Below are 25,015 nucleotides of genomic sequence, written 5' to 3'. Positions count from 1 at the left end.
CCGAGGCGCTCGCCGGCGCCGCAAGGCGGGCCCACGGCGGCGGGACCGGCCAGGGCCCCAGGGACCTGTCCGGGCGGGCCGGGTTCGTCCCGCTAGCCGGCAGCCTCGCCCCTCCGGCCGGAGGGGGATTCCGCCGCCCGCCGGTCCCGCAAGCGGCGGTAGGCCGGCTCCAGGTAGCGCTCGTAGAGGTCGGGTCGCAAATACCCCGGGAAACCGGCGCGCCGGCGGTATTCCCGCAAGCGCACCAGATCCACGTCGGCCAGCACCACCTCGGCCCGATTCCAGGTGCGCGCCTGCGCCACGACCCCATCGCCGGCCGGGGTCAGCGGCAGGGGTGCGTAGACTGCGGCCCGCCCCGTCAGCTCGATGCCCAGGATCCGCCCCACGAGGGCAGGAACGATGCCGTAGACGGGGGTCTCCTGGACCCTGGCCCAGGTTCCGCGCCGGGCATGCCACTCGTTGTACGGCTCCGGGTTGGCGATGGGGACGACCACCATTTCGGCGCCCGCCAGGGCCAGCAGGCGGAAGGTCTCAAAATAGGTGGCGTCCATGCACACGGGAATGCCGATCCGGCCCAGCACCGTGTCGTACACGTCGAAGGAATCGCCGGGGCATACACCCCACTCCGCCTCCATGGGCAGCAGGTGGGCCTTGGCATGGCACCCGACGAGGCGGCCGTCGGGCCCGTAAAGGAACCCGAAATTGTAGAGGTTGCGGCCCCGGGGGAGCATGACGCTGCCGCCGTGAACAAAAACCCCATGGGCCCGGGCCAGGGCGGAAAAGGTGGTGTGGTAGATCCGGCCCACCGCCGGGCCCAGGAAGCGGAAGACATCGGCCACCGCCACGTCTCCCAGGCCGGCCAGGGCGGCCTGGGGTGAGGGGGCTGCGGCCAGCCGCTCGAAGCCGGGAAGCAGGCCAAGGAGCGCCAGCCCCACGTCCTCGGGAAAGGCGACCAGCTGGGCACCCCGGGCCACGGCGTCGCCCAGCGGCCGCGCCACCCAGCGGGCGAAGTCCTCCGGGCGGCGGAAGGTGTCCAGCTCCAGCTGCACCGCCGCCACCCGCACCCGAGCCGGATCCAGCCGGTGCAGGTTGGGGCTGCGCCGGATCCCCATGGCCGCCACCGCCCGCCGCAGGGGGCCGCCCCGCGCCGTCCAGCGCAGGATCAGCCGGAAGGCCTGTTGCTGCAACGCCTGCCAGATGCCGCCGGGCATGGTTCACGCTCCCCCGGTCCCGTCACCGTCTAGGGGCTGGGTTCCGCTGCTGGAAGCCGGGCTCCCTCCTTGCCCCCCGGCCGGCGGGATGCCGTTGCCGCCGTTGCCGGGCCCCGTCCCATGGGGCGCTGGCGCCGCCCTGGGGCGCCGCTTCCTGCGCCGCCGCTTCCTTCCCGGCGGTGCAGTCGCAGGCCCGGCAGCGGTGCGGCCAAACGCCGGTGGCCCGCCGGCCCCTTCCGGCCCGTTGCACGGCGCCGGGCCAGGCCCGGGGTCCGTGGCGGAAGCCGGCTCCGCCTCCCCGGGCCGGGCCGCTGGCGGTGACGCAGCAACGGGAGCCGTTCTACCGGGCTCCCGGGCGGCTGCCGCATCGGCGGGCGGGGCGCCGGCCGCGGCGGTGCGCCCTGCACCTCCGGCGTGCTGAGGGAGACCGGCGGGACCCGCCCTGCGGGCTCGCCGGCGCCGCCTGCCGGCCGGGCGCCGGCGTGCTCGCCCGGCATCCCGCGGTGCCGGCTCGCCGGCGGCCGGGGCGGAGGAAAGGCCCGGGAGGGCTGGAGGTGGATCTACCGGTCCCCCGTCCCCATCACCCGGCGCAGCCTGCCCCTCTTCCACCATGCCCGTAGCGCCTGCCAGCCGGCGGTAGGCCGGCAGGAGCTGGCGCAGGTACAGCGCGGGGTGGAGGTAGCGGTCCAGGGGGTACTGTTCCCGCACCGCCGCCAGGGCCGGCGCCTCCAGGACGGCAGCCGCCGGCTCGCCTCCGTCTTCCCAGGCCAGCCAGCCGCGGCCCGCGGGGGTGATCTCGCAAGGTGCGAAGATGGCCGCCTGGGGCACCAGGTTGCGCGTGCCCGCCTGCCCCGACGGCGCCGCGTGCACCCAGTACACCTGGGTCTGCTGGACCACCTGCCAGGGTCCTGCCGCTAGGTCCCACCGGCTGGCGGCATCCAGGGCGTGGCCCGGGTGGAGGACCAGCCGCACCCCCTCCAGGCTTGCCCAGCGGCCCACCTCGGGAATCCACCCGTCCCGTCCGACCACCAGGGAGGCCGTCCAGCCGCCAAGGGTGAAGGGTGTCCAGTCGTCGCCGGGTATCAGCCCCAGGGCCGCTTCCTCGGGCGTGGCGTGCAGCTGGGCCTGGCGCGCCAGGAGCCGGCCGTCGGGTCCGAAGCACAGGGCTACGTGCTCAAACCCCTCGCCCTGGGGAACCACCACCGTCCCCGGGCACAGGTAGATCCCCAGGGTCCGGGCGGCCTGGGCCGCCCACTCGGACCAGACCTCCGCGGCGGCGTCACCGAACTGGCGGGCCAGGGCGGCCAGCCGCCCATCCCAGCGGGGCGGCTCCCCCGCCAGGGCGCTTAGGGGCAAAAGCCCGCCCAGGCCGGAAAGGACCACCAGTCCCGCCGGCCACGGCGTCGAACGGAGCCGCGCTCCCCCGGCGCCGGCGGCCGCCCGCCTTGCGGTGGTTCGGGCCGTACCGGCAGCAGCCGGATCTTGGGATGTTCCGGAAACGCCGGCGCCGGCCGGCGGGGACGGGTCCAGGCTGCCCGTATCGGACGGAGGACCCCCGGTTGCCCCGGCCCCCCCACCGCCCGGCACCGGCTCCCATCCGGCGGGTTCCCCGGACCGGCGCTCCCGGCCCTCCGGTTCCCGTGCCCCGGCCGGCGGGGGTGTAGAAGCGCCGTGGAGCAGGCGCGGCGGGTGGGGCCGCACCACCTCGGCGGCGGCCAGCTTCCGGTAGCCGGCCAGCAGGGCCGAAAGGAGCCGCTCCCGCGCGGCCTCCAGATGGGGTACCGGTTCGACCCGGATGGGTACGGCCACCACCCGCAATCCCCGCATGGGCCCTCCCCCTTGCAGAGCTCGTCCTTGCATTCCCGTTCCAGGGGAGATTACGCCATCCCGGGAAAGCCCTGCTGCCGGTAGGCCTCGTAGAGCACCAGGGCCACCGTGCTGGCCAGGTTGAGAGAGCGGAGCCCCGGGCGCATGGGCACCCGCAGGACCGGGCCCGGCCGCTCTTCCACCAGGCCGGGCGGCAGGCCCCGCGACTCGCTGCCGAAAACCAGGACGTCTCCCGGAGCAAAGTCCATCTGGCTATACCACAGGCTGCCACGGGGGTCCAGATAGCAGAACCGGGCACCGGGCAGGGCAGCCAGCAGATCATCCCAGGTATCGTGGACCTGCCATTCCACGTGAGCCCAGTAGTCCAGACCCGCCCGCTTGAGCAGCCGGTCGCTCAACCGGAACCCCAGGGGCCGCACCAGGTGGAGCCGGGCGCCGGTCACGGCGCAGGTACGGGCCACATTGCCGGTGTTGGGAGCGATCTCGGGCGCCACCAGGACGACGTCGAACATGCGAATCCCGCTACCTCCTGCCGGAACGGCGGCAGGACACCGTGGAAACAGGTGCCCTCTTCGCCAGAACGGGGAAAGGTCCTTGTCGCCGGTCCGGAGATCCTGCCGCCGCGCCCCCGAAACACCGGGCATCCCGGCCACGGCGGAAGATCCGGCCGGTCCGCGAAGCCTGGCCGGCCGGCAGAGATGGGGACCACCGGACGGGCCGGGGCAGCGGGCAGGCGCCGGGCACGGGCAGCAGAACCGGCCGGTGCCGGGCCAGGATCCGGTAGAGGGCGGGTCCGGCCCCCAGACGGCCCAGCAGCGCCAGGACCGGCACCGCGGGCCAGAGCAGGGGGAGCCGCAGGGTGATGGCCTGGACGGCGGCAAAGCCCTGGTACCACCGGCCCGAGTCCCGGCCCCGGGCCAGCAGGGCCTGTTCCGCCTGGGCCGCTTGTTGCGGGCTGAGGGGCGGGCACGCCTCCGGCCCCTCCGGCCCCTCGGCCGTCGGAGGGAGCCGCACCGGCGAGCCCGCTGCCGGATAGCCTGCCGGTCCCCCGCCTGGCCGCGTGGCATCCGGGATGGCGCCGGGCGGGCGGAAGGAACACAGGTCAAGACGGTTCAGCCAGTCGAGCCGCCGGCACCACCGGGCGGCCCGGCGACACCAGGGGCACCAGCCGTCGTAATAGACGCTGAGGCGCTCCACCGCGCCACCGCTCCTTCCGGCCTGCCGGCGCTGCGGCCCCGGGCCCGCCGCCCCCCTTCCACCAGGGCGGCGGCCAGGGGGATCACCCGCCGGGCCAGCAGGGCCCGGGCTCCGTCCCGGTCCTGCAGGACACCTTCTACCGCCAGGGGCACGGGCGGGTCGGTGAAGATCCACCGCCCGTAACGCTGGTATACCTCCTCGAAGACGGTCACGTCCACCAGCCCGGTCTCGTCTTCCAGGGTCAGGAACACGATCACCCGGCCGCTGCGGGTGGGCGGGCGGTGGGGCCGGACGGGGATTCCCGCCGCCCGAACCGGCGCGCCCGGCGGCAACCCGCGGAGGGCCGCCGCCGGCCGGTAGCCCCGGGCCTCCAGCACCTCCCGGAGCATGGCCAGCAGGTGCCGGCGGTGGACGTCGATGCCCAGGACCTCCCGCTCCATGGCCCACTTCTCCAGGTCGGGGAAGTCGGCCACAACAGGCGGCGACCAGGCCGCCGCCAGGCCTTGGGCCAGGTCGCCACCGCCGGCGGCCTGCCGGGCCGTGGCCAGGGCCTCGTCCAGCCCCCAGAGCAGGGCGCGGCGGTTGGCGTGCAGGCCGTCGAAGGCCCCCGCCCGGATCAGGGCGGCCACCTGCTCCCGGTCGAGGACCGGGCCGGCCGCCGTACCGCCGCGGGCCGCCAGCCGCAGCAAGAAGTCCATGAGGTGGCGGAAAGGACCGCCCCGCTCCCGTTCCGCCACGATGGCGGCGGCGGGTTCGTCCCCTAGGCCCTTGACGGCCCGCAGGCCGATGCGGACGGCGCCGGGGGTGGCGGTGAAGCCCACCTGGCTGGCGTTGACGTCCAGGGGGAGGATGCGGATGCCCCGCCGCGCCGCCTCGACGCACAGGGTGTTGGGCGGGTAGTAGCCCATGGGCTGGAGGCTGAGCAGGGCGGCATACCACTCCGCCGGGTAGTGGGCCAGCAGGTAGGCGGTCTTGTAGGCCGTGACGCCGAAGGCGGCGGCGTGGGCCTCGCAGAAGCCGTAGCTGGCATAACCCTGGATCATGCGGAAGATGGCCTGGGCCACCTCCTCGCCGACGCCCTGCTGCCGGGCCCGGCGCAGGAAGTGCCGGCCGATGTCCTCCATCTCCTCCGGGGAGCGGGCGTGGGTCATGACCCGGCGCAGGCGGTCGGCCTCGCCCGGGGTGAAGCCGGCGATGGCGGTGGCGATCTCGATCACCTGCTCCTGGAAGAGCACCACGCCCCAGGTCTTGCGCAGGATGGGCTCCAGCTTGGGATGCAGGTAGGTGACGGGCTCCCGCCCCCGGCGCCGGGCCAGGAAGGGCTCGACCATGTCCCCCTTGATGGGGCCGGGCCGGATGATGGCCACGCTGGCCACCACGTCCTCCAGGTTCTCGGGCCGGAGCCGCGGCTGCAGCGCCCGCTGGGCCGGGGACTCCAGCTGGAAGGCCCCCACGGTCTCCCCCGTCCCCAGCAGCCGGTAGGTGGCCCGGTCGTCCAGGGGGATGTGGTCGTAGTCGAAGGAGGGGGTGCGCCGGCGGATGACCCGCACCGCCTCCTCCACCGCGCCCAGGGTGCGCAGGGGCAAAAGATCCAGCTTGACCAGGCCCAGCTCTTCGACACCCCGCTTGTCGAACTGGAGGATCCGGCGCCCCTTGGCCGATCGCTGCAGCGGGGAGAGGTCCGAAAGCGGCCGGCGGCTGATCACCAGGCCGCCCAGATGGGTCCCCATATGCCGGGGCAGCCCCGCAGCCGCTTCGCACAGGGCCACCAGCCGCTTCAACCGCTCCCGGGGCAGGTCAAGGTCGCGCAGCTCCGGCACCTCCGCCAGGGCCCGCCCCAGCTGCCGGGACAGGTAGTACGGCACGCGCTTGGCGATGCGGTCGATCACCGCCTCCGGAAAACCCAGCACCTTGCCGAAGTCCCGCAGGGCGCCGCGGGCGTGGTAGGTCTGGTAGGTGCAGACGGTGGCCACGTGCTCGGGGCCGTAGCGCTGCTCGACGTAATCCGCCACCTGGTCGCGGTAGCGGGCATCGAAGTCGATGTCGATGTCCGGCTGCTCCGCCCGCTCCAGGCTGAGGAAGCGTTCAAAGAGCAGGCCGCGCTCGATGGCGTCCACGTCGGTGATGCCCAGGCAGTAGGCTACCGCCGAGTCGGCTGCCGAGCCGCGGCCGGCACAGCGGATGCCCTGCTGGCGCGCATAGCGGGCCACATCCCAGACCAGCAGGAAGTAGTCCGCCAGTTGCAGCTTCTCGATGATGGAGAGCTCGTGCTCCAGCCGCTGCCGGATGCGGGGGGTGATGCGGCCGTAGCGCCAGAGGGCGCCCCGCTCCACCTGCTCCCGCAGGTAGGCTTCGGCCCGGACTCCCGGCGGCAGGGGGAAAGCCGGGCGGGGCACGCCCCCCGCGGGCAGCGCAGGTGCGCAGCGCTCGGCGATGGCCAGCGTGGCCTCAAGCGCCTGAGGGTAACCGGCGAACATCCGGGCCATGGCCCGGGGGGACTTGAGGTCGTTGTCGGCGTTCAGGTGCCGCTGGGGATGGGGTTCGTCCACCGGGATCCCCAGGCGGACGCAGGCCAGCAGGTCGTGGACGGCAAAGCGGTCGCGGGTGGCGTAGTGGACGTCGTTGGTCGCCACCAGCCCGACCCCCAGGTGCTCCGCCAGATCGGCCAGGGCCCGGTTGAGGGTGCGGTTGCCGGGAAGCCAGCCGCCCTGCAGCTCGAGGAAGAAGTTCTCCCGGCCAAAGGCGTCCCGCAGCTGCCGGGCCCGCTCCAGCGCCGTGGCCCGGTCGCCCCGCAGCAGAGCCTGCAGCACCGGTCCCTGGCGGCAGCCGGACAGGGCGATCAGCCCGTGGCCGGCCAGCGGCTCACCGCCGGGCGCCACCTCCTCCAGCAGCACCGTCCAGGAAAGGGCCGGGCTGCCCCGGGGCCGGTCCAGGTGGGCCCGGGTCAGGAGCCGGCAGAGGCGGGCATAACCCTGGGGACCGGTGGCCAGGAGGACCAGATGGGCCGTCACCGGCTCCGACTTGCCCTCCGCGGCAGGCCGGGGGGCGGCGTCCCCGGGACCTCCGCCCCCGGGCCTGCCACCGGTCCCGGGCCTGCCACCAGCGTGCCTGGCGCCGCCGGGCCCGGCGCCGGCGGCGGGCCCGGCCGGTTCGTCCAGGAGGAGGGTGACCTCGGCCCCCTGAATGGGCTTGATCCCCGCGGCCCGGGCCGCCCGGTCGAACTCCACGGCACCCGCCACGTTGTCGTGATCCGTCAGGGCCAGGGCGGGCATGCCCAGCGCCGCGGCCCGTTCCACCAGAGCCTGCACCGGGCTTGCCCCGTCAAGAAAGGAATAGGCGGAATGGCAATGCAGGTGGACGAACATGCCACGGCCCCCCTACCCCGGTCAGGCCTGTCCTTCCGAGACCTCCGGCAACACGAGCCGAGCCGGCCGGAGCCCCCGGCCCGGCCTGCGAGCCGGTTCGCCGGGTCGCCCGCCGCCGGGCCGGTCGCTGCACGGCGATCGACCAGGCCGGCTCCCCGGCGGCACCCGGCGGTGTCAGTCATAGACCTTGTAGAGCACCCACCGGGAGCTTCCCGCCAACCGCTCCAGCTCGAAGACCCCGCCTCCTTCCACCAGGACCCGCACCACCCGCCGCTCCCCTTCCCCGTCCCACCAGGCCCCCGCTTCCCGCCACTCGTCGAGGATACCGGTCACCCGGTGCCAGCGGCGCCAGAAGAACCGGCTGGGCCGCCCGCTGGCGTCGACCTCCACCGGCACCGGCTTGCCGATCAGGGCCATGCTCCCGTGCCTCCGCGACCGCTGCCTCAAGTGACCGTTGCCTCAAGGCCAGCCGCTCCTGGCGGATCTGGGCGGTGGGCAGGACGTCCGGACCGCTTCACCTGCCCGGCTGGCCGGGCGCCCCGCGCCAGGGATCCCAGTAGGCCAGCTGGCGTTCCCGCCGGGTGGCGGGCCGCTCCCGGCCCCAGAAGATCCGCCCCGGATAGCGGCGGGCCAGCTCATCCAGGAGAACCGGCAGCTCCGGGCCGGCGACCTCTTGCCCGGCCGGGAACGGGGCACGGCCCGCCCGCTGGCGGCCGGTGCCGGGCCGTTCACTACCGGGGACGGCTCGCCGACCGCCGGGGCCGGCACCGGGGTCAAAGGCTGCCGGCAGAGCCAGTTGCCGGGCCGCCGGCTCCAGGGCCGTCACCGTCAGGTCCAGCCGGGCCGGGGCCGGTTCGGCCGGCACGAGGCGGTGATACAGCGCCAGGGCGGCGCGGGCCAGGACGTCCTGCCCGGCAGCGGCCACGGGCAGGTAGCGCCCCACCCGGGACCGTTCCCCCTGCAGGATCACCAGGCGGCCCGCCTGCCCGGCAGCGGCCAGCCGGGCGGCCACATCCCGGGCCAGGAGGGGCAGCTGGGCCGGCCACCAGCCGGCGCGGAGCTCATCCCCCAGCTCGGGAGGCGCGGTCAGGGTGGCGGTGACCCCCGGCGGCGGGAAACCCGGCTTGAGCGGGCGGCGGTCGTCTCCCCGGCACCACGCCTGCAGGAGGGGAGCCTGGTCGCCCACCGCCCGGGCCACCACCTGCCGCGGCGCCGCGGCCACATCCCCCAGGGTGTACAGGCCCAGGCGTTGCAGCTGGCGGCGAGCCGCCGGCGGCACCTCTTCCTGCAGGGCAGCCACGGGCAGGGGGGCCAGAAAGCCCGCTTCCTGGCCGGGAGGAACGCAGCAGCTGACCACCGCCAGCCCCGCTGCGCCACAGGCTTCCCGGGGTGGCCGGGCACGGGACGGGTGCCCGCCCGCCGGCCCGCCCCGTCCCGCCGGGAAGCCGGCTTGCGAGCCCGGCTGCGCCGCTGCATCCCTGCCCACCGCCTCCGCATCCCACCACGCCCCTCTCCCTGCCCACGACCAGGTGCCGCCCCGGAACCGGGGAGCCCCGGCCTCCCCTTCTGCAGGGCCGGCCGGTGGCCGGGTGACCGGTGAGGGGCCGGTGCGGGACGACAAGGGACCGGAACCGCAAGCTTGCCGGCCGGTGGCCCCTGCGCCGCCGCCGGTCGGGGACCGCGCCGCCACCCGGGCGGCCATCCGCGCCACCAGCCGGCCGTGGCCGAGGCCCAGCACCAGGCGGTGGCCGTAGCGCTCCAGGCCTGCCGCCTGCAAGATGGCCACCACGCCGTCCACCGTTTGCTGGGGGTCCAGCTCGCAAAAGGCCGCCAGATGGTCAACCACCGGCTCCACCCGGGGCGAGAGGGACAGCAGCGCCTCGTAGAACGGCTCCAGGGCTGCCATGGGGTCGATGGCATCCCGCGGCACCACCTCCAGGCTGCTGAGGAGCCGCCGGGCGCTCTGGACCCGGATGCCCGGGCGCAGGCCGGCTGCCCTGGCCGGCAGCGACACGTCGGCCACGACCGGGCCGTCGGCCACCACCGCCGGCCGGTCCTGCACGCCGGCCGCCACCGCCCACGCCCCCTCGAGGCGGGCAAAAGCCATCCACGGGATCGGTACCGAACGTGTGTTCCCCATGGTGAGGCCATTGTAGGAGGGGACAACACCGGCCGTCAAGAGGAACGACTGCCCTGAAGAGAAAATTTCTGGAGGAAATCGCAGGCCCCGCAAACCCCGCCCCGCCCGCCCCGCGCATCCTCCGGGAACCAGCACCGGGGACAAGCGCCCCGGGGAAGCGCCGGCCCCGCCAGAAAGGCGGAGGCCGGGCGATCCCGGCCTCAACACCTCGCCCTGGTGGAACCGCCCGCCACCGCGGTCCGGCACTACCCCAGAAGGTCGTGGCGGCGGATCAGTCCCACCCGCAGGGCGAAGATCACCGCCTGGGTCCGGTCGCGCACCCCCAGCTTCTGCATGATGTGGCTCAGGTGGTTGCGCACCGTCTTGGGGCTGATGAAGAGCTCGCGGGCCACCTGGGCGGTGGTCTTGCCGCGGGCGATGCGGCTCAGCACCTCCAGCTCCCGCTGGCTCAAAAGCCGCGCCCGCTCCACTTCTTCGGGGGCGGGCACATAACGGTAGAGGGGCGAGTCGCTGGCCAGCTCAGACATGATCTCGGCATCGATCACGAAGATCCCGGCCGTGCAGGCGCGAATGGCCTCGGGCAGGCCGGCCGCTTCCCGGTTGGCCAGCAGATAGCCGCCCAGACCGGCCTGCACCAGCCCCAGCAGCGAGTGGGGGTCGGCCCGGTCCGTGATGCCCACCACCACGGGCGAACCGGGCATGCGCCCGATCCGCCCCACCAGCTCCCGCGCGTCGCCGGCGGCCAGGCTCAAATCCAGCAGCACCACATCGGGGACCAGCTCACGCACCCGGTCGAGCAGCGGCTCGGGTCCGGCGGCGTGCCCCACCACCTGCAGCCCCGGGGCGCCTTCCAGGATGCGCTGCAGGCCTTCCCGAACCAGCGGCCGGCCCGTTGCAACGAGGATCTTCAACATCGGCCTCTCCCCTGCATTGCCCGGGCAGGTTGCAGGCCACCCGGGTGATGTCATCCCATCCTACGAAAGTGGGCCGCAGGGGGGACCGAAGGCAGGCGCCCAAGTAACAAAACCCGTCACGGGGAGGAACGGCCGGGATGCCCGGCCCGGAGGGTCCGGCCGGGCCGTAAAGGGTGGATGCGGGCGGACGGCGAGGGCCCCGCCGTCCGCCCGGATCGGGCGGGTCAAGGCCCACGTGCCGGCCGCGGCCCTGCGCCCGCGCATCGCAGCGGGAACGGGCGCACTCGGCCACAGCTCCAGTGGGGCGGGAGGCCGGGCGGGGGTTCGCCGGGTTCACCTGCGAGGTGGAGCGGCAGCCGGGCCGGCCCCGGGCGCCCTAGCGGGTGCCTCGGATGCCCTGGCGAGGGCCCCAGGCCCGTGGCGAGCACCTCGGGCGCCCTGGCGGATGCCCCGAGCCCCTGGCGGGTGGTGGGCAGCGGTCACTCGCCGCCGTCCGGGGACGCGGTATCCGCCGGCCGGCCGGCCTCCAGGTCGTACACCACGGGAAGGCGGGAGCCGTCTTCGGCCTCCACCATCAGGGTCGCCCGCCGTCCGGCGGCGCCGGCCTGCCACCCCAGGCCGCGGGCGTGGTAGAGCACGTCCAGCACCAGCACGTCCCGGCCGGGCACTTCGGCCGGGTTGTCCAGGGACCAGCGCCAGAGGGCCACCAGGGGACGGGGTCCCCGGGTCACCAGCAGGACGCCCCGCTCCCCGGCCAGCGCCAGCGGGCCGAAGCCCTCGCGGGAGACTTCGACCTCCACCCCCGGCGGGCCCCCCGGGGGAGCCGCCCGCGAGGGCAGGTCGGCCAGGCCCAGCCCCGGCTGCCAGGCGCCGCCGTCCCGGCGCCAGACCAGGCGATCCCCCTCCACCGCCACCTCCAGCACCACCCGGGCCGACGCCCCGACCAGGCGCGGTCCTTCCAGCAGCCGGCGCCAGAAGAGATCCTGAACCAGGCGGGCCGCGTAGCCTTCCGCGTAGCCTTCCGCCGGGCCGGCCACGTCGACCACCGCCGCCACGTGGACGCGACCCAGGGAATCGGGCCGGGCCTCCCCCAGGGTATAGTGGGTGGCCGGCACCTGGAGAAACCCGGCGGCCCCTTCCCCGGCGGAGGAACCCGCCGCCGGCGGGCCCTCCGGCCCCGCCCCGGGGGCCGGTACGGCGCCCTCCAGGCCCGCGGAGAGCCCTGCCAGCCAGGCACCACCCGGCCCCGCGGCCGCCGGGGCCACCCAGGCCCCGGCGGCCGCGGCTTCGCCCGCCCGCCAGGCCTCCAGCAGCGCCCCGGTGGCCGCCACGGCCTCCGCCGTGGCGGCCACCGGGGGTGCCTGCCGCTGCATGCTCACCCAGGCCAGCGCCAGCCCCCCGGCCAGCGCGGCCCAGGCCAGCGCGCGGGGCACCGGCCCCCGCCGGTGCCCCGCGCGCCCTGGGATCTTGCCCATCCACGTCGCCTGCCTTCCCGCCCGGACGCCTGCCGTGACCCGCGCCTTCTGCTCCGCCATCGCGGCGCCTTCAGGCACCTTCTGCTCCTTCGCCACCGCGGCGCCTTCACCCCGGCCCGCCTGCCGGTGCCGCGCCGGCTACTCCACCACGACCCGCCCGGCGGGTTCCCCTTCCACCCGGCCGATGCGCCGGGCCGCATGGACCCCCCGGCGGTGGAGTTCCTCCAGCAGGGCGCCGGCCCGGGCCGGTTCGACCACCAGCAGGAGGCCGCCCGAGGTGACGGCGTCGAACAGCAGCCCCTGCTCCCACTGGGGAAGGGCCCGCCGGAAATCCACCACGCTGCCGTAATGCTGGCGGTTGGCCCGGCTGCCGCCGGGGAAGACGTCCTGCTCCGCCAGCTCGCGGGCGCCCGGCAGCACCGGCACCGCCTCCGCCTCGATGACCAGCGCCACGCCGCTTTCCCGGGCGATGTGGCTGGCATGCCCCAGCAGCCCGAAGCCCGTCACGTCGGTGGCGGCGTGGATGCCGCCCACCGCTTGCCCGGCCTCGGCGGCGGCCCGGTTCAGGGTGCGCATCATCTCCACCATGGCCTCCACCGCCGCCGGGGGCGCCAGGTCGCGCTTCAAGGCGGTGCTCAAGACGCCCGTGCCGATGGGCTTGGTCAGGATCAGCACGTCACCGGGACGGGCGCCCTTGTTGGTCCATACCTGTTCCGGGTCGACCACGCCGGTGACGGCCAGGCCGTACTTGGGTTCCGCGTCGTCGATGGTGTGCCCGCCGACGATCACCGCCCCTGCCTCGCGCACCTTGGCGGCGCCACCCCTCAGGATGGCCGCCAGGGTTTCCGCCCCGTAGCGGCTCACGGAAAAGCCCACCAGGTTCAGGGCCGTCAGCGGGCGGCCGCCCATGGCGTAGACGTCGCTCAGCGCGTTGGCGGCGGCGATCTCGCCGAAGAGCACGGGATCGTCGACGATGGGTGTGAAGAAGTCCACCGTCTGGACCAGGGCGAGCCGGTCGGAGAGCCGGTACACCCCGGCGTCGTCGCCGCTCTCCAGCCCCACCAGCAGGTGGGGATCGTCGACCTGCTCGGGGGATAGGTGGCGCAGGACCTGCGCCAGCTCGGCCGGGCCGAGCTTGCACCCTCAGCCGGCCTTGCCGGTGAGCTGCGTCAGCCGCAGCGCCTCCACGGCGTCTCCCCCCTCCCACGAGGCCCGGCGCGCTCCCACAGCGGGCAGGCCGGTCCGGGCGAGCACACCGGACCCCCGCGCCCGCGGGGCCCGAGCACAGGCACCTAGGCGAATTCCTTGGCAAACCAGACCCGGTCGTACCCGCCGGCGGGATCCGGATCGGCATCGAGCCGGTACGGGCGGTACCCTACCCGGTACCAGAACTCGATGGCCGGCGCGTCGCGCAATCCCGTCTGCAGGTGCAGGGCCCGCACCCCCTGCGGGCGGAGCCGGTCTTCCACCGCGCGGACCAGGGAGGTGCCGACGTCCAGCTGGGAGTACTCGGGATCCACCGCCAGCCCGTAGATCTCCCAGGCCTCCTGCCGGCCCGCCAGGGGCCGGGCCCGCACCACCCCGATCACCCGCCCGCCGTTGCGCGCCACCCACACCCGGCCCCGGCCGATGTCGTCCTGGACCCGCGAGAGGTCATCCTGCAGCGGCTCGGGGGCCACCGGGTACTTGCCCTCGTACCGCCGGAAGGCCCTGCGGGTGACCTCCAGGACCTGGACGGCGTCGGCCGGCGCGGCGGGTTCCACGCTCCACACGGCTCCACCCCACCCCTTCCCCTCCGGGCTGGCCGGGCACCGCGCTGCACCCGGTGCCACGACACGCTACGATTGTATCGAAACGCCGTCGCGGGATCCAAGGATGCCCAGGGACGGGCCCGCCCGCACCGGGGAGGGATTGCCGTGAGCCTGTACCGCCTTGGTGACCGGGTGCCGCACGTAGCCCCCACCGCCTACGTGGCGCCGGGCGCCCGGGTGATCGGCCGCGTGGTCCTGGACGAGCACAGCAGCGTCTGGTTCGGCGCGATCCTGCGCGCCGATCTCGACCTCATCCACGTCGGTGCGGGCAGCAACGTGCAGGACAACGCCGTTCTCCACGTCAACGCCGGGGAGCCCTGCCGCATCGGCCGGGACGTGACCATCGGCCACGGCGCCATTGTCCACGGCTGCACCGTGGAGGACGAGTGCCTCATCGGCATGGGGGCCGTGGTGCTGAGCCGCGCCCGCATCGGCCGCGGAAGCCTGGTGGGAGCAGGCGCCCTGGTTCCCGAGGGCAAGGTGATCCCGCCGGGGAGCCTGGTGCTGGGCGTGCCGGCCCGGGTGGTCCGCTCCCTGACGCCGGAAGAACAGGCCGAAATCCGCGCCGCGGCGGCCCGTTACCGGGAAAACGCGCGGCGCTTCGCCGGAAGCCTCGAGCCGTTACCTGAAACATCGTCATCTGTTTCAGGCAGTCGATCCTCACGGATCGACGGTGCCGGTCTTACCCGGCGATGAGCCGGTGCCGGCTTCCCGCTTCCTCCGGGATCGCCTGCCTTGCTGCAGGTCTTCCATCCCGTCCACGGGCGTTTCACGTCTCCGGGCCACTCCCGGCGACGGCGGCCACCAGGGCCGCGAGATTCCGGGCCGCGTTTTCGTCCCGGTCGAGCACGAACTCGCACTCCTCACAGCGGAAAACGCGTTGCGAAAGCGGTAGCGACGACTTGACCGCACCGCACCGCGAGCAACGCTTGCTGCTGGGATCGAACAGCGGCGCTTCGACCAATACCGCCCCGTGCCAGGCGCACTTGTACCGAAGCTGGCGGCGGATCTCCGCCAGGGCCGCATCGGCCAGCACCCGGGCAAGCCGCCGGTTCTTCAGCATGCCTGCCACGTGCAGCTGCTCAACCACCACCACGCCATAGGTGCTCGCTAGGTGGTGCGTCAGCTTGTGGAGGGCGTCCTGGCGGGTGTTCCGGACCCGCGCATAGAGCCGGGCCAGCCGGCGGCGGGCCTTTTGCCACCCCCGGCTGCCCTTCTGCCGGCGGGCCAAGGCGCGGTTGGATCGGGCGATCTTTCGGAGGGCTTTTTCAAGGGACCGGGGGTTCGGCCACTTCTCGCCCGTCGAAAGGACCGCCAGGTACTTCACCCCCGCGTCCACGCCCACCACCCGCCAGGGGAACCGGGGGCGGCCCGGCTGCCGCTCCACCTCGCAGGTGAAGCTGACGAACCACCGGCCCCCTTCCCGGGCGACCGTGGCCGACAGGATGCGGGCCGTTCCCGCTTCGATGCGCCGGAGCAGGGCCGTGGTCGGCTCGTGGGTCTTCACCCGCCCGATCCGGGGCAGGACGACGTGGCTTTGGTCGTCCACCCGGATCGCGCCGGTGGTGAACCGCACGGACTCACGACCCCGCCCCTTCTTCCGAAAGCGCGGGAACCCCACCCGGCGTCCCTTGCGTTCACCCTTGCGGCTTTTTGACCAGTTCTGAAGGGCCCGGGCCAGCCCGTCCAGGCCGGAGGAATAGGCCTCTTTCGAGTTTTCCCGCCACCAGGGGGCGACGACGTGCTTTTGCCGGTTCCACTCCCGCCGCAGGGCGGGAAGCGTCCACGGCACCTCCACGCCTGCGCCCCGGGCGCGGGCGTGGAGGCGCTCCTTCACCAGGGCCAGACCCCAGTTGAAGGCAAAGCGGCGGGCGCCCACGTGGGAGGCCAGCGCCCGTTCCTGGCGAGGCGTGGGGTCGAGGGCGAAGCGGTACGCCTGCAAAACACGCATGGGGAAGCCCCCCAAAATCATCCAAGGACAGCGTATCAGAACATCTGTTCTTAGACAACGAGCCGGCCGAGGAGGGGTGGGGATGCTAAGATTTGATGACGTTGGGCGAGAAACGATAAGAAACGCACTAGCTGTTCTCAGCCCCTTCCGGTCCCGCCCGCCGGGCTGGGAGGGCAGCCGGGCTCCTGACCGGCCCCTTCACCGGCAATCCACCGGCCGTCGGGCGATGGACCGGCCGTCAATCCGGCCTGGGAGCGGCCGCCGATCCGGCCTGCCTGGGCCCGCGCCCCGGGCCGCGTACACGGGCCCCCGCCCCGGCCCCCAGGCCCGCGCCCCGGGCCGCGTTACACCGGGCCCCCCGGGCCCGGGGCCCAGGGCCGCGCCCCGACCCGGGACCCAGGGCCGCGCCCAGGGCCCCGCAAAACAGTGCGGGGCAGGCGCCCTGGCGCCCGCCCCGCCGGCTCGTCCCGCTCGTTCGTCCCGTCCCTGGGCCCGCCGCCCCAACCCGGCCTTTCCCGGGCCTGCCGGGCCTCAGGCCCCGGAGCCCATGAAGGCGTAGTGGGCGATGAAGATCGCCGCCAGGATCCACATGGTCACCGAGACCTCGCGGATGCGGCCCGTCACCAGCTTGAGCACCACATAGGACACGATCCCCAGCACCATGCCCGTGGCGATGCTGAAGGTCAGCGGGATGCCGAGCACGGTGAGGAAGGCCGGCAGGGCCTCGGTGATGTCGTCCAGGTTGAGCTTGCGGATCGGCTCCATCATCAGTAGGCCCACGATGACCAGCGCCGGCGCCGTGGCCGCGGCCGGGATCACGCCTGCCAGGGGCCAGAAGAACACGGCCAGCAGGAACAGGAGGCCCGTGACCACGGCCGTCAGGCCCGTTCGACCGCCCTGGCCGATGCCGGCCGCGCTCTCCACGTAGGTGGTCACGGTGGAGGTGCCCAGGCCCGCGCCGATGATGGTCGCCAGGGCGTCGCTGACCAGCACCCGCCCGACCCGCGGGAAGGTCCCGGTCTTCTCGTCGATCACACCCATCTTGGTGCCCAGGCCCACCAGGGTGCCCGCGGTGTCGAACATGTTGACGAAGGTGAAGGTGAAGATCACCGTCAGCAGGCCCAGCTGCAGCGCGCTGCGGACGTCCAGCTGGCCCGCCACCTGGGCCAGGACGCCGAAGTCCGGCGCGCGCACCACGTCGGCCAGGCTGTGGGGCAGCCGGGTCAGCGGCTGCATGGCGCCGCTGGCGTCGGGGGCGTGGAAGAAGGCTCCCAGCAGCGTGGTCAGCAGCACGCCCCAGAGGATGGCGCCCTTGACGCGCCGGGCCATCAGGAGCGCCGTGATGACCAGCCCCAGCAGGGCCAGCACCGCCGGCCCCGAGCGCACGTCACCCAGCGACACCAGGGTGGCTTCGTTGGGCACGATCAGCCCGGCCGAGCGCAGCCCGATGAAGGCGATGAAGAGGCCGATGGCCGTGCTGGTGGCCAGGCGGATGTTGAGCGGAATGTCGCGCAGGATCCGCTCCCGGATGGGCAGCAGGCTGATGAGCAGGAAGATGACGCCGTCCATGAAGACCGCACCCAGCACCGTCTGCCACGGGATGCCCTGCCCCAGTACCACGGTGTAGGCGAAGTAGGCGTTGAGCCCCATGCCCGGCGCCAGGGCGAAGGGCATGCGGGCGAACAGGCCCATGAGCAGCGTGGCAAAGCCCGACGACAGGGCCGTGGCCATGAGCACGGCGTTGGGATCGAGCCCCGCCGCCCCCAGGATCTGCGGGTTGACGAACAGGATGTAGGCCATGGTGACAAAGGTGGTCACGCCGGCCAGGATCTCCGTCCGCAGGTCGGACCCGCTGGCCTGGATGGCGAAGAACCGGTCCAGCCAGCCGCCGCTGCGGCGTGGCACCGGCGCGGGTTCCACCTGCTGGCGCACCGCCACCGACATGTCGTGAACCCCCTTCTGGATGAGCCCGGCCGGTCGCCCGGCGGGCCGGCTCCGGCCTCTGCAGCCGCTGGTCACGGGCGACCGGGTGCCGGAGAGGCCGTGGGGAATCCCGGCTCCCGCCCAGGCGAGGCCTGCAACACCGGAATATCATATCGTTGCATGCGAAGCAATAATAGTCGTTCGTTATGAATCGAACAAACTGTAGGATATTTTGCTTAATGTTTAGCATCATAGGCTGGCCGGTGTCTCGCGGCCCTGGCCCCGCGAGCCCGCAGCCCGGGAACCAGGCCTGGCTTGGGACGATCTGGAGGCGCCGCGGCGTGCTGGGGGTGCGGCGGGCGCCCGCACCGCACGGAGCGGCAGGTAACCGCACCGCACGGAGCAGCGCGCGCCTGCATCGCACGGAGCGCGCGGCACGGAGCGCGCGCAACGGCAACCCCACGCCACGCTGTGGCGGGGTGCGCACCCGGTGGGTGCCAGGCATCCGATGGACGCGCCGCGGCATCCTGCATTGGCCGCCGCCTTTGCCGCCCCACGCCTGGCGGGGCGTGGGCCGCACAGCCATCTCGGCCCGCGGCCGGCACGGCCCGGCGGGGGCATGACAAGGCCCTGGCAGGGCGGCGGCACGGCACATTGCGGCCGCAAGGCCGCACCCGTGGCGCGCACCTGCGGCCGGCGGGCTGCACCGGCAGACCAGGGGCACGACTGGGCCGCGCGCCCCTGGACACCGCCGCGGGCTGCACCTTGGGTGATCCTGCGTGAGAAGGAGCGCGGCTCCGGCCGGCGCAACGGGGCGAATGGCATCCGCGGCGCGTGCGCTTCGACACGCCGTCCACCATGCCGGTGGCCGGCGGCGCCGCCGGGTATTCACTCCGCCCCCCGGGATTCACTCTCCGCCCCGAAACTGCAAGCCTGAAAGCTCCTGCGGCCGTGCAGATTATGATCGGGAACGCCACCTGCCGCGTACCCGCTACACGGCCTCGGGGCGAGCGCCCACGCCGCCATGGCAGCCCTCTCCACGGGGTACGGACCGGCGGGAGTGACGGCCCCGAGCGGGTGGAGCGCTTCGTGCAACCGCTTCCAGGACCGGTGCGGGACGCGACGCGAGGTCGACGAGGTCGACCGGACGAGGCAAAAACCAGCCGGGTTCAGGCGGGCAAGAGCCGGCCGGCGGCACGGCAGGCCGGCACAGCGGGCCGGCGAACCCGGCCGGGTGAACCGTCGAGCCGGCGGTACCGGGCATGGGCTGGTCGGTGGCGGCGGCCGCGCAGGACGTGCCGGAGCAGCGGGCGTGCGGGGCCGAGTTCGACCACCGAGGTGATTCCCATGGCGTTGGGTCAGAAGACCAACCGGCTGCTGATCAAGGAAGCGCACCCGGCCCTCGACAACCTGAAGTACGAGATTGCGGCCGAGCTGGGCTTGCCCGTTCACCAGGGTTCCGAAGACTACTGGGGTGACATTCCCGCCCGTCAGGCGGGTGCCGTCGGCGGGCACATGGTGCGGCGGATGATCGCCCTGGCCGAGCAGGCGCTGGCCAGCGGCCAGGCGCTGCCGCCGGACCCGAAGAAGTAAGCCGTCGCCCGTGAGGCCACAAGCAACGCCAAGAACCGGACGGGCGCACCCCAGGCGGGTGCGCCCCTCGCTTTCCCCGGCCCCGCCTTCCCCCTGCCGCCCGCCCTCCGATCCGGCCCCGCGCACCCGCCGGAAGCCCGCCATCCGCGGCTGCCGGAACGCCGGCGCCCACGCCGCCTGAAAACCTGCTGAATCTTGGAACAGCGCAGCGCTTTTCGGAAGGAATACCCAGAAGACTGGACGAATAGCGGGTAATCAAAGCTCGATCCGGTGGCAAAGAGCGCGGGCGGCGGCAACAGGCGGGGGCGGCGGAGGCAACGGCCCGCCGGGGGCGGCGCGGGAAACCGGAGCCGCGCCGGACGGCGCTGCAACCGCACCTCCTGGAGCGCGCCGTACCGCCCTGGAGCGGGCCGTACCGCCCGGGTGCCGGGTGCGCGCCGTAGCGCCCCGGCGGCGGTGCGCCGCCCCGGAGCCGCACCCCGCCGGCCTGAAGCCGCGCCGGAGCATGAGTACGGGAGGGCTTGCCTTGAAGGCACTGAATTTCTACTCCACGGTCTACCAGGCCAATCTGCTGGCGGCGGAAAAGCGCTGCACCATCCGCCTGGGCGACAAGCGCGACAAGTACCGGGAAGGCGATCTGGTCTGGGTGACCTACGGAAACCGCTTCGAACCCCGCCAGAAGCTTTTCGCGGCGGTGATCGACCGGGTGGTGGTCAAGCCCCTGGGGCAGCTGACGGCGGCGGAGCTGGCGGCGGAAGACCCCAACCTGAAAAGCCCCGGGGAACTGGCGAGCTTCCTGGAACGGATCTACGACCGCCCGGTCTCCCTGGACGAAACCGTCAGCGCCGTCTTCTTCTCCCGTGTCCTGGAATAAGGATGCGCGTTCAGGAAGGCCTCCGCATTCGGGTTGCACGGCTTCGCGCCGGCCTTCATCAACCTGCTGCTCCGCGCCGCTGGGCCAGGATGTGCCGGACCACCCGCTCCCCGTGCCAGCGGCCGTTCTCGATGAAGATCCTGTTGGCGTCGTAGCCGGCGGCCACCACCCCGGCCAGGTAGACGCCGGGCACGGGCGTGGCCATGGTTTCCGGGTCGTGCCGGGGCTCGCCCGTGGCCGGGTCCACCGGAATCCCCAGCCGGTGCACCAGGGTGTGGTTGGGACGGTAGCCGACCAGCAGGAAGACGAAATCGGCCTCCAGCTGCCGCGGCTCGCCCGCCACCGCCACCCGCACCCGGCCGGGCTCGATGGCCTGCACCTCCGTGTTGTAAAGCACCGTGATCCGCCCCTTGTCCACCAGGCTGCGGAAGGGCGGCAGCACCCAGGGCTTGATGCGCTCGGACAGGGCCGGCCCCCGGTGGGCCAGCGTCACCTGGGCTCCGCAGCGGTGCAGGTCCAGCGCCGCCTCCACGGCCGAGTTCTGCCCGCCGACCACCAGCACCCGCCGCCCGTAAAAGGCGTGGCCTTCACGGTAGTAGTGGCTGACGTGGGGCAGGTCTTCCCCGGGGATGCCCAGGCGGTTGGGGCAATCGTAATAGCCCGTGGCCAGCACGACGTTCCGGGCCCGCAAGGTCCACAGGGGGCCTCTCCGCTGGGCGGCCCCGTGGCCCTCTCCGCTTTCGCCCCCCTCCTGGCCCTGGGCGGGCGCCGGCTCCGGCCCGCCGTCCTGCGCGGGCTCCAGGGAGCCCGACGCCGCCGGCTCCAGAGGCGGCCAGGCGGCCACCAGGCGAGGGGCGGGCCGGGCGATCACCAGGAACGTGCCGTCCGCCTCGCGCCGGGCGTCGACGACCTCGGTGAAGGTGTCGACCTGCAGGCCCAGGTGCTGGACCACCGCCCGGTAGTAGTCCAGCGCTTCCCGGCGGGTCGGATTGGCCCGCTCGGTGACGAAGGGGATGCCCGCAATGGCCAGGTTGTCGCTGGTGCTGAAGAAGTTCATCTGCAGCGGGAAGTGGACCAGGGAGTTGACGATGGCCCCCTTCTCCAGCACGCGGTAACGCAGGCCCGCCTTCTGGGCCGCCGCCGCGCAGGCCAGCCCGCAGGGGCCGGCGCCGATGATCACCAGATCATAGGGGGCTCCCGCCGGTGCCGGGCCCCCGCTGCGGATCGCCGGTTCCTCCGTGTTCACCATGTTACCTCCATGTGACCTCCCCGCCTGGGTCGTTACTGGCGGTCCGCCGGGACCAGGGGCCGCACGATCACCGTGCCGTAGACCACCCGGCGCGGGGCCGCGGCCACTTCCAGTACGGTGTGGGCCACATCCTCCGGGCGCAGGGAATAATCCCGGGGCGGCGTGCCGCCGAAGTGGGTCTGCACCGAACCCGGGCAGACGGCGGTCACCCGCAGCTCGTAGGGGCGCACCTCCTGGCGCAGGGTATCGGCCAGCGCCATCAGCCCCCACTTGGAGGCGCAGTACCCGGCACCGTTGACAAAGGTGGTCGTCCCGGCCACCGACGAGATCATGATGATGTGGCCGTCCCGCCGCTCCATCATATGGGGCAGCACGGCCTGGCTCCAGAGGAAGGGCGCCTTGAGGTTGACGGCCATCATCTCGTCCCAGGCCGCTTCGGCCAGATCGGCCACCGGCGCGAAATGGCCTACCCCGGCGTTGTTCACCAGGATGTCGATGCGGCCCCAGCGCTCCAGGGTCTCCCGCACCGCTTCTTTGGCGGCTCCCGGCGAGGTGACGTCGGCCACCCGCGGGACGAACCGGCCCCCGGCGCCGGCAGCCGCCAGATCCCGGGCAAGGGCCTCAAGGGCGCCGGCCGACCGGGCGACGCCCACGACCCTGGCCCCCTCGGCGACAAACACCCGGCTGATGGCCTCCCCGATCCCTCGGCTAGCCCCCGTCACGATGGCCACCTTGTCCTGCAGTCGACCTGGCATGGATGAACCCCCCGCCGCAAAAGGTCCTCCGTCCTTCGCCGCCGCGGGCCGCAGGGGAAACGGCACGCTGCACCGGCAACCAGCAAGAGGATACCGGCCAGAGTGCCCCGGCGAGCCGCGCCCGCGACCCCGCCCCGGCGCGCGTGCGCCGGCGAGCGCGCGCCGGCGAGCCGCGCCCGCGACCCCGCTCCGGTCGATGTATGGCGTCAAGCCGAGCCGGCGAGGGTGCACCCCGGCGTGCCCCGCCAGGTGCCCGGCGGCAGCGTGCACCGGCCGGGGCTGGGCCCCGCCGCCGTCCGGCGGACCCGGGCCCGCTGGCAACTTGCGGTCTCAAGCATACGGTTGTGCGGTTCCATCTTACCGCAGGACGGAAGGATCAGGCGGGCCGCAAGAGCCCCGGCTGCTGCCGGCCTGGGGCCCCCTGGGGCTCTGCACCGCCGCCCGGGGTTGTGGCGGGAGGGATCGCGGTGCTAATGTTGGAGCCGTCAATCCCGGGCAGAGGAACGGGTCGAGGTAGTCGATCCGGGCCAAGAACCGGCGGGCCGGGCAAAGGACGGCGACGCGGTGTGACGGACGGGCAGGAGCCGGCAACCCATTCCAAGCCGCACGAAACGGCGACCCTCCCCTTGCCCCAGGAGGCAGCAGGCCCGAGCGCCGGCGGCCGCACCGCCGCCGGAGACACCGAGGGCGCCCAGGGCGCCCGTCCCGGAGGACCCGGGCCCCGCGGCCAGGAAGCCGCTGCGGGCCACCACCGGCCGGCGGCAGCCCGCGGAGGCCAGGATGAGCCGGCCGGCGGGTTCCGGCGGCTCTGGGGATTCTACCTGCCCCTGGCCGCCAGCGACCTGCTCATGGGCGCTTCCGAGACCGCCGTCAACGCCGGCATCGCCCGCCTGGCGGCGCCGGAGCTCTCCCTGGCGGTCTACGGCGCCGTGATCGCCACGTGCCTGCTCATCGAAAGCCCGGTGATCATGCTGCTTCATGCCGGCAATGCCCTCGCCACCCACCCCCAGGCGTTGCGGCGGCTCCAACAGTTCACCCTGCTGCTGGCAGGGACCCTGACGCTCCTCCACGGGGCCCTGGCCTTCACGGGCCTGTTCGACCTGTACTTTGGGCAGACGCTGGGCTTGGACGGCGAGCTGCTGGCCCTGGTGCGACCAGCCTTCGCGGTGATGCTGCCCTGGACGGCGGCCATCGCCTGGCGGCGGCTCCATCAGGGGCTTTTGATTCGCCACGGCCACACCGCCGTGGCCAGCCGGGGCACCGTGATCCGGCTGGCTACCCTGGGGACCGTCCTGGCCGCCGGCGGTTCCCTGGGCATGCCAGGCGCTCTGGCCGGGTGTGCAGGCCTGGCCGCGGCCGTCACCGCCGAGGCCGCGTACGTGCATGCCTGCGCCCGGCGCTGGCTTCAGCGCCACTGGCCGGCAGGCGGCGCCACGGAAGCCCGCGACGACACGGGAGCGGGAGACCCGGGCGGCCACCACGCCGCCCCCGGGGCGGCCGGCCGGGCAGGCGGCCACGCAGCCAGCCGGACCGGAGGGCTGAGCTGGCGAGGCCTGTTGGGCTTTTATATCCCCCTGGCTCTCACCAGCGTGACGACCTTCGCCGCCCGTCCCGTGCTCACCGGCCTCCTGGCCCGGGCCGCCGATGCCACCGTGGCCCTGGCCGCATGGCCCGTGACCTGGAGCACGGTGCTGCTCTTCATGCTCCCCATGCGCACTGTGGAGCAGGTGGCCATCGCCCACGGCGAAGACGGCGCGTGGCGGGCCGTCAGGGGCTTTGCCTGGCGGACCGGGCTGGGCGGGGTGCTGGCCATGGCCCTGCTGAGCGCCACGCCGGCGGCCGGGGCGTATCTCGCCGGCGTGGTGGCCGTCTCCGGGGACGTAGCCGCAGCGGCGCGCTGGGGTCTCCTGGCGATGATCCCCGTTCCCCTGGTCGTGGCTCTTGCCTCCTGCGAGGCCGGGCGGCTGGTCCGGACCCGGCGGACCGTTTTCATCCACCTGGCCGCCCTGGCCAATGTGGGCGTGCTGACGGCCACGGCGTTCCTGGTCCGGCTCCTGGCCCCGGCCCTGCCGGGTACCGTGATCGCCGCCGTGGCCCTGCTTGCCGCCTATGGGGCCGAATGGGCGGTCCTGGCCGCAGGCACGGCCATGGTGGCTCGCACCCCTGCTCCGCTGCGGCATGGCGCGCCCGCGTGAAGCCACGAGTCACGACCACCGTGAAGCCACCCGTCAAGCCAAGCAGGAAGCACGCGTTACGCCACGGGTTCCCACGCCGGCCCGGGGAGCGACCCGTTGAAACATGCGCTTCCGTCCTTCCGCTTTCTGTGTTCGCGCGACCCTCCCAGGGCGCGTCCCCGGTGGACCTGCCAGCAGGCGAGTCACGCCGCCGGCACCCCCGGCGGCCCCGTCCGTCCCGGGATCCCCAAGATCACGGACCTGGCCGGCGATCTTGTCCTTCCCGGCGCGGGTTGCCGGGTCCCCGGGCGACCCGGTGGGAGCGGCGGATGGCTTCCGTGGACTGGCGGGTCGCTTCATCGTCCGTGCCGCCGCCCGGCGCCGGCCCGTAGGTCGCTCCCCACAGCCGAGCGGCAGCTACCGATTGCGGTCCCGGGACGCCGCCGTCCACAGGGACCACGGGACCGCCTGCCCCTTGCTCGATCCCCTGGGCCCACTCCCCCTGCCCCCTGGCCTGGGGGCGGGCTGGCGGATGGTTCCGGAGGCGATCCGGACG

The 25,015-nt window shown here is 73.8% G+C and carries 19 protein-coding genes; 4 read left to right on the top strand and 15 right to left on the bottom strand.

Going from position 1 to position 25,015, the window contains the following annotated elements; all coding sequences use genetic code 11:
- Positions 1 to 92 precede the first annotated feature (92 nt).
- The 11 genes from DYI95_RS03995 to DYI95_RS03945 form a co-directional block, all read right to left on the bottom strand.
- The gene (locus DYI95_RS03995) at positions 93 to 1,211 is read right to left on the bottom strand and encodes a nitrilase-related carbon-nitrogen hydrolase (RefSeq protein WP_116900703.1); all 1,119 of its coding nucleotides are present in this window, start codon (positions 1,209 to 1,211) and stop codon (positions 93 to 95) included.
- 3 nt (positions 1,212 to 1,214) lie between these two features.
- Positions 1,215 to 3,038 (bottom strand): carbon-nitrogen hydrolase family protein, encoded by a 1,824-nt coding sequence (locus DYI95_RS03990; RefSeq protein WP_147308105.1) that lies wholly within the window; start codon positions 3,036 to 3,038, stop codon positions 1,215 to 1,217.
- A 50-nt stretch (positions 3,039 to 3,088) separates the two neighbouring features.
- Positions 3,089 to 3,550 carry a tRNA (cytidine(34)-2'-O)-methyltransferase gene (locus DYI95_RS03985; RefSeq protein WP_116900705.1) on the bottom strand — a complete coding sequence of 154 codons (462 nt, stop codon included), beginning with the start codon at positions 3,548 to 3,550 and terminating at the stop codon, positions 3,089 to 3,091.
- Positions 3,551 to 3,560: 10 nt separating this feature from the next.
- Entirely contained in the window at positions 3,561 to 4,235 is a 675-nt protein-coding gene (locus DYI95_RS03980; RefSeq protein WP_116900706.1) for a hypothetical protein, read from the bottom strand.
- On the bottom strand, positions 4,151 to 7,600 hold the full coding sequence (locus DYI95_RS03975) for a DNA polymerase III subunit alpha (protein ID WP_116900707.1): 3,450 nt from the start codon (positions 7,598 to 7,600) through the stop codon (positions 4,151 to 4,153). The genes DYI95_RS03980 and DYI95_RS03975 overlap by 85 nt, the downstream gene beginning before the upstream one ends.
- 174 nt (positions 7,601 to 7,774) lie before the next feature.
- A complete protein-coding gene (locus tag DYI95_RS03970) occupies positions 7,775 to 8,017 on the bottom strand; it encodes a DUF6504 family protein (protein ID WP_116900708.1) in 243 nt (80 codons plus the stop codon).
- Between the two features lie 97 nt (positions 8,018 to 8,114).
- Positions 8,115 to 9,674, bottom strand: coding sequence for a nucleotidyltransferase (locus DYI95_RS03965; protein WP_116900709.1), 1,560 nt, complete (start codon positions 9,672 to 9,674; stop codon positions 8,115 to 8,117).
- 311 nt (positions 9,675 to 9,985) lie between these two features.
- Positions 9,986 to 10,654, bottom strand: coding sequence for a response regulator transcription factor (locus tag DYI95_RS03960; RefSeq protein ID WP_116900710.1), 669 nt, complete (start codon positions 10,652 to 10,654; stop codon positions 9,986 to 9,988).
- A 479-nt stretch (positions 10,655 to 11,133) separates the two neighbouring features.
- Positions 11,134 to 12,225: a hypothetical protein gene (locus DYI95_RS12980; protein ID WP_203530707.1), complete on the bottom strand. Its 1,092-nt coding sequence runs from the start codon at positions 12,223 to 12,225 to the stop codon at positions 11,134 to 11,136.
- A gap of 42 nt (positions 12,226 to 12,267) precedes the next feature.
- The gene (gene selD / locus DYI95_RS03950) at positions 12,268 to 13,317 is read right to left on the bottom strand and encodes a selenide, water dikinase SelD (protein WP_116901659.1); all 1,050 of its coding nucleotides are present in this window, start codon (positions 13,315 to 13,317) and stop codon (positions 12,268 to 12,270) included.
- Positions 13,318 to 13,421: 104 nt separating this feature from the next.
- Positions 13,422 to 13,901, bottom strand: a complete 480-nt coding sequence (locus DYI95_RS03945) for a GNAT family N-acetyltransferase (RefSeq protein WP_116901660.1) — start codon at positions 13,899 to 13,901, stop codon at positions 13,422 to 13,424.
- Between the two features lie 144 nt (positions 13,902 to 14,045).
- Between DYI95_RS03945 and DYI95_RS03940 the strand changes: the two genes are divergently transcribed.
- A complete protein-coding gene (locus tag DYI95_RS03940) occupies positions 14,046 to 14,636 on the top strand; it encodes a gamma carbonic anhydrase family protein (protein ID WP_243149855.1) in 591 nt (196 codons plus the stop codon).
- Between the two features lie 73 nt (positions 14,637 to 14,709).
- Here the strand turns inward: DYI95_RS03940 and tnpB are convergent, their stop codons facing one another.
- The gene (gene tnpB, locus DYI95_RS03935) at positions 14,710 to 15,891 is read right to left on the bottom strand and encodes an IS607 family element RNA-guided endonuclease TnpB (protein WP_243149854.1); all 1,182 of its coding nucleotides are present in this window, start codon (positions 15,889 to 15,891) and stop codon (positions 14,710 to 14,712) included.
- A gap of 531 nt (positions 15,892 to 16,422) precedes the next feature.
- Positions 16,423 to 17,835, bottom strand: a complete 1,413-nt coding sequence (locus DYI95_RS03930; protein WP_116900716.1) for an NCS2 family permease — start codon at positions 17,833 to 17,835, stop codon at positions 16,423 to 16,425.
- A gap of 1,326 nt (positions 17,836 to 19,161) precedes the next feature.
- On the opposite strand from DYI95_RS03930, the gene DYI95_RS03925 reads away from it, so the two are divergent.
- Positions 19,162 to 19,407 carry an alpha/beta-type small acid-soluble spore protein gene (locus DYI95_RS03925; protein WP_006904017.1) on the top strand — a complete coding sequence of 82 codons (246 nt, stop codon included), beginning with the start codon at positions 19,162 to 19,164 and terminating at the stop codon, positions 19,405 to 19,407.
- A gap of 526 nt (positions 19,408 to 19,933) precedes the next feature.
- Positions 19,934 to 20,281: an ASCH domain-containing protein gene (locus DYI95_RS03920; protein ID WP_116900717.1), complete on the top strand. Its 348-nt coding sequence runs from the start codon at positions 19,934 to 19,936 to the stop codon at positions 20,279 to 20,281.
- A 58-nt stretch (positions 20,282 to 20,339) separates the two neighbouring features.
- Here the strand turns inward: DYI95_RS03920 and DYI95_RS03915 are convergent, their stop codons facing one another.
- Positions 20,340 to 21,530, bottom strand: coding sequence for an NAD(P)-binding domain-containing protein (locus DYI95_RS03915; RefSeq protein WP_116900718.1), 1,191 nt, complete (start codon positions 21,528 to 21,530; stop codon positions 20,340 to 20,342).
- A 32-nt stretch (positions 21,531 to 21,562) separates the two neighbouring features.
- Positions 21,563 to 22,285, bottom strand: coding sequence for an SDR family oxidoreductase (locus tag DYI95_RS03910; RefSeq protein WP_116900719.1), 723 nt, complete (start codon positions 22,283 to 22,285; stop codon positions 21,563 to 21,565).
- A gap of 566 nt (positions 22,286 to 22,851) precedes the next feature.
- Between DYI95_RS03910 and DYI95_RS03905 the strand changes: the two genes are divergently transcribed.
- Positions 22,852 to 24,480, top strand: a complete 1,629-nt coding sequence (locus DYI95_RS03905) for a hypothetical protein (protein WP_116900720.1) — start codon at positions 22,852 to 22,854, stop codon at positions 24,478 to 24,480.
- Positions 24,481 to 25,015: the final 535 nt, after the last annotated feature.

The organism is Thermaerobacter sp. PB12/4term, assembly GCF_003403315.2.
In the GTDB taxonomy this organism is placed as follows: Bacteria; Bacillota; Sulfobacillia; order Thermaerobacterales; family Thermaerobacteraceae; genus Thermaerobacter.
The sequence above is the reverse complement of the archived record's forward strand: the minus strand, read 5'-3'. Positions and strand labels throughout refer to the sequence as shown.